This window comes from Ruegeria sp., assembly GCF_028066395.1.
Classification (GTDB): domain Bacteria; phylum Pseudomonadota; class Alphaproteobacteria; order Rhodobacterales; family Rhodobacteraceae; genus Ruegeria.
In genome coordinates, this window is the sequence record NZ_JALCBM010000114.1 from 1,494 (window position 1) to 6,137 (window position 4,644).

General features: G+C 65.8%; 4 protein-coding genes and 1 pseudogene. All 5 read left to right on the forward strand.

Annotation, left to right across the window (positions count from 1 at the left end; all coding sequences use genetic code 11):
* Nucleotides 1-186: pseudogene (locus MPJ51_RS21160) on the forward strand (manganese transporter); the annotation flags it as partial.
* Nucleotides 187-993 carry a metal ABC transporter ATP-binding protein gene (locus MPJ51_RS21165; RefSeq protein WP_298390946.1) on the forward strand — a complete coding sequence of 269 codons (807 nt, stop codon included), beginning with the start codon at nt 187-189 and terminating at the stop codon, nt 991-993.
* A gap of 3 nt (nt 994-996) precedes the next feature.
* Nucleotides 997-2,202, forward strand: coding sequence for a metal ABC transporter permease (locus MPJ51_RS21170; protein ID WP_298390948.1), 1,206 nt, complete (start codon nt 997-999; stop codon nt 2,200-2,202).
* Entirely contained in the window at nt 2,199-3,128 is a 930-nt protein-coding gene (locus tag MPJ51_RS21175; protein ID WP_298390950.1) for a metal ABC transporter permease, read from the forward strand. Before MPJ51_RS21170 ends, MPJ51_RS21175 begins: the two co-directional genes overlap by 4 nt.
* Before the next feature lie 284 nt (nt 3,129-3,412).
* A partial coding sequence (gene mutL, locus MPJ51_RS21180) for a DNA mismatch repair endonuclease MutL (protein ID WP_298390951.1) occupies nt 3,413-4,644 on the forward strand: 1,232 nt, incomplete at its 3' end.

Below are 4,644 nucleotides of genomic sequence, written 5' to 3' on the forward strand. Positions count from 1 at the left end.
GCCGCGTCCAAGGGCCACGATGTTTCCGTGGGCGGGGAACTGTTCTCGGACGCCATGGGCGCGCCCGGCACCTATGAGGGCACCTATGTCGGGATGCTCGACCACAACATCACCGTGATTGCGCGGGCGCTGGGGGCCGATGTCCCGGCGCGCGGCATGAACGGCACTCTGTCTGCGGGGTTTTGAATGACGCTTGAGCTCGCATCCGTTCAGGGGGTCCAGGTCGAGGATACCGGGATTGACACCAGCCCGCTGGCCATTCGCGGCCTGACGGTTTCTTACGGACAGAAACCGGCCGTGTTTTCGGTGGATATGACAGCCCAGCCCGGCGCGATGACTGCGATCATCGGGCCGAACGGGGCCGGCAAGTCCACGCTGCTGAAGGCCGCGCTGGGGATCGTGAAACCGCTGTCCGGGCAGGTGACCGTGTTTGGTGCGCCGCTAGAGCAGCAACGCGCGCGGATCGCCTATGTGCCGCAACGGTCGAGCGTTGACTGGGACTTCCCAACCCGCGTTCTGGACGTGGTGCTGATGGGCCTGTCACGCGAGCTGGGCCTGCTGGGCCGCATCCGCGCCCGCCACACCGCGCGGGCGATGGATTGCCTGCACCGGGTGGGTATGCGCGATTTTGCGGATCGTCAGATTGGGCAGCTTTCGGGCGGTCAGCAACAACGGGTGTTTCTGGCCCGCGCATTGGCGCAGGATGCTGACCTGTATCTGCTGGACGAACCCTTTGCCGGGGTGGATGCAGCCACGGAAAAGGCGATCATCGCGGTTCTGAAATCGCTGAAAGAGGCCGGAAAGACTGTCATCACCGTGCATCACGATCTTGCCACGGTGACGGATTATTTCGACCATGTCTTCCTGATCAACACCCGCAAGGTGGCCGAAGGCCCGGTGGCGCAAGCCTTCACCGCCGAGACGTTGCAATCGGCCTATGGCGGACGTCTGGCGACAGCGCAGATCGACCAGATTTCGCGCGCTTTGGGGTAATCCATGCTTTGGGACGCTCTGACCCTGCAGCTGGGCTATAACGCCACGCTGGTGGCTGTTGGTGCCACCTTGCTGGGCGTGTCCGCCGGTGTGACCGGCACCTTCCTGTTCCTGCGCAAACGCGCGCTGGTCAGTGATGCGATCAGTCACGCCACGCTGCCCGGAGTCTGTCTGGCCTTCATGGCGCTGGTCGCGCTGGGCGGGGACGGGCGCAACCTGATCGGCCTGCTGGCCGGGTCTGCCGTCTCGGCCTGGGTCGGGCTGCTGTGCATGAACTGGCTGACCCGCCACACCCGGCTGGCCGAGGACGCCGCGATTGGCGCGGTGCTGTCGGTCTTTTTCGGGCTGGGTATCGTTTTGCTGACCATGATCCAGACCATGGGCGTGGGCCGTCAGGCCGGGCTGGAGGGGTTCCTGCTGGGCTCGACCGCAGGCATGCTCTGGGCCGATGCGCTGATCATCGCGGGCGGAGGGGCGGCGACCCTGCTGCTGGTGCTGATCCTGCGGCGCCCGATGCTGCAGGTTGCGTTTGACCCCGAATACGCCGCCGCACGCGGCCTGCCGGTGAACCGGATCGATCTGGCGATGATGGGGCTGGTGATGGCGGTGACTGTGGTTGGCCTCAAGATCGTCGGCCTGATCCTGATCGTTGCCCTGCTGATCATCCCGCCCGTGACGGCCCGGTTTTGGTCGGACCGATCGGACCATGTTGTCCTGTTGGCTGGTCTGGCCGGAGGGGCGGCGGGTTATCTGGGTGCGGCCCTGTCGGCCTCGGCCCCGAACCTGCCGACTGGTCCGATCATTGTGCTTGTCAGTTTCGGCTTCTTCGCGCTGTCGATGCTGCTGGCGCCTGCGCGCGGCGTGATGGCCGCTGTGCTGCGCCACCTGCGGTTCCAGCGCCGGGTGCATATCCGGCAAGGCCTGCTGGCACTTGCGCAGGGGCAGAAGATCTATGAACCCCTGACCCTGCGCCTGTTGCGCCGCGCTGATATCGTGCGCGCCGATGGCGTCGCGACCGAGGCCGGAAAGGCCCGCGCCGCCAAGGCCCTACGTGACGAAAAACGCTGGGAAATCGTGCGTGCGGATCAGGCGCATGAGGCCACAGCCGCGCTCTATGACGGGTTGCGCGATATCGAGACCGTCCTGACCCGGGACCAAATCGCCGAGATCGACCGCCGCATCGGCGGCCCGCAGGGAGTATCGGCATGAGCGGTGAGGAATTCGTCCCCCTGTCCCTGACGCCGCTGCTGATCGGCACCTTCGCGGCTATCGCCTGTGCGCTGCCCGGAAACTTTCTGGTGCTGCGCAAACAGGCGCTGATCGGTGATGCGATCAGCCATGTGGTGTTGCCCGGTATCGTCGTGGCCTTTCTGCTGACCGGCGCGATCTCGACCTGGCCGATGATGCTGGGCGCAGCCGGGGCCGCCATCGTCGCCGTGATCCTGATCGAGGCGATCCGGCGGCTGGGCCAGATCGAACCGGGTGCCGCGATGGGTGTGGTCTTTACCACCATGTTCGCGGGCGGGGTGTTGCTGCTGGAGCAGACCGATACCTCGACCGTGCATCTGGACGTGGAACATGCGCTTTACGGCAATCTGGAGAGCCTGATCTGGCTGGACGCCGTAGGCTGGTCGTCCCTGTTGGATCTTGAAGCGCTGGCGGGCCTGCCGCCGGAATTGCCGCGTATTGCGCTGACGCTGCTGGGCGTGTGCCTGTTCACCGTACTGTTCTGGCGACCACTGAAAATTTCCACCTTCGACGAAGGCTTCGCCCGCACCATCGGCATCCGTACCGGCGCGCTGGGCATGGCGCTGGTGATCACCGCCGCGATTGCGGCCGTTGCTGCCTTTGACGCCGTCGGCTCAATCATCGTGATCGCCATGTTCATCTGTCCGCCCGCTGCCGCACGGATGATGACCAACCGGCTTGAGGCGCAGATCGGTTGGAGCGTTCTGTTCGCCACCCTCTCCGCCGTGTCCGGATATGTTCTGGCCGGGTACGGGCCGCTCTGGCTGGGCGGGGCGGACGCGGTTAGCGCGGCGGGCATGATCGCCACCATGTCCGGCCTGATTCTGGCGCTAAGTGCCGTGTTCGGCCCATGCCGCACCCGGGCAGGCGCGCCGATTTCCTCTTGACTCAGCGCCTTCCCGCCGGGCTGGCTCGCAGGTCATCGGCTGATATTTGCTTGATTGGAAACAATGATGGTCAATTGGGCGATTTGTTCTAGTTATTGTGTTAGGACATCACTGATTATCGGGCGAACACACCACTCACACCAGGATCGTCCGGCCTTGTTTGAACGCCGCCTGGCAATCTGAGGGCAGTGTCCAACCGGGCCGGACGATGCTCGTTTCAGCCCCTTTGGAATGCGCCGCAAACCGGTGGTAGAATCGCGCCGGATTGTGCTAGGTCTAGCGGTATGGCGCACGCACACCCCAATATCAGCCAGGAACGGCCCGTCATCCGGCAGCTTGACGACGCAGCAATCAACCGGATCGCTGCGGGTGAGGTTGTGGAGCGCCCGGCCTCGGCCGTCAAGGAGCTGGTGGAAAACGCGGTGGACGCAGGGGCCACGCGGATCTCCATCGACATCGCTGATGGCGGCAAGACCCTGATCCGCGTCACCGATGATGGCTGCGGCATCGCGGCGGAGGACCTGCCGCTGGCCTTGTCCCGCCATGCGACCTCGAAAATCGACGGCTCGGACCTGCTGAACATCCATACCTTTGGTTTCCGGGGCGAGGCGTTGCCGTCGCTGGGGGCCGTGGGACGCCTGACGATCACCAGCCGGGTCCGCGGGGCGGATGCGGCGCAGGTCCATGTCGCAGGTGGCAAGATGGAGGCGGTGAAACCCGCCGCCCTGCGCGCAGGCACAGTGGTCGAGCTGCGCGATCTGTTCTACGCCACGCCAGCCCGCCTGAAATTCATGCGCACCGACCGGGCCGAGGCGCAGGCGATCTCTGACACAGTCAAGCGTCTGGCGATGGCCGAACCGGCGGTGACCTTCACTCTGCGCGATGTCTCGGGCGGCGGAGAGGGTCGCGTGACCTTCCGCGCCGACCGTGAGAACGGTGATTTGTTCGACGCGCTGCACGCCCGTCTGGGGCGTGTGCTGGGGCGCGAGTTTGCCGAGAACGCCCTGCAGATCGACGCCACGCGCGAGGGGATCAGGCTCTATGGCTACGCCGCCTTGCCGACCTATTCCCGGGGCGCGGCGGTGGCGCAGTACCTGTTCGTCAACGGGCGACCCGTGCGCGACAAGATGCTGACCGGTGCGTTGCGGGCGGCCTATTTCGATTTCCTCAGCCGCGACCGGCACCCGGCGGCGGCGCTGTTCATCGACTGCGATCCGACGCTGGTCGATGTGAACGTCCACCCGGCGAAATCCGAGGTCCGGTTCCGTGACCCGGGCGTGGCGCGGGGGCTGATCGTCTCTGCCCTGCGCCATGCTCTGGCCGAGGCTGGGCACCGGGCGTCCTCGACCGTGGCCAATGCGACTTTGGGGGCGATGCGACCCGAACCGGCGCAGCCCGCCCCCGCGCGGGTCTATCAGATGGACCGCCCGTCGCCTGCCGCGCGGCAGGCCGCTTACCGGGCGCAAGCGCCGGGCTTTGCCGAGCTGTCGCAGGATTACAGCGGGCGGGTGGTTGA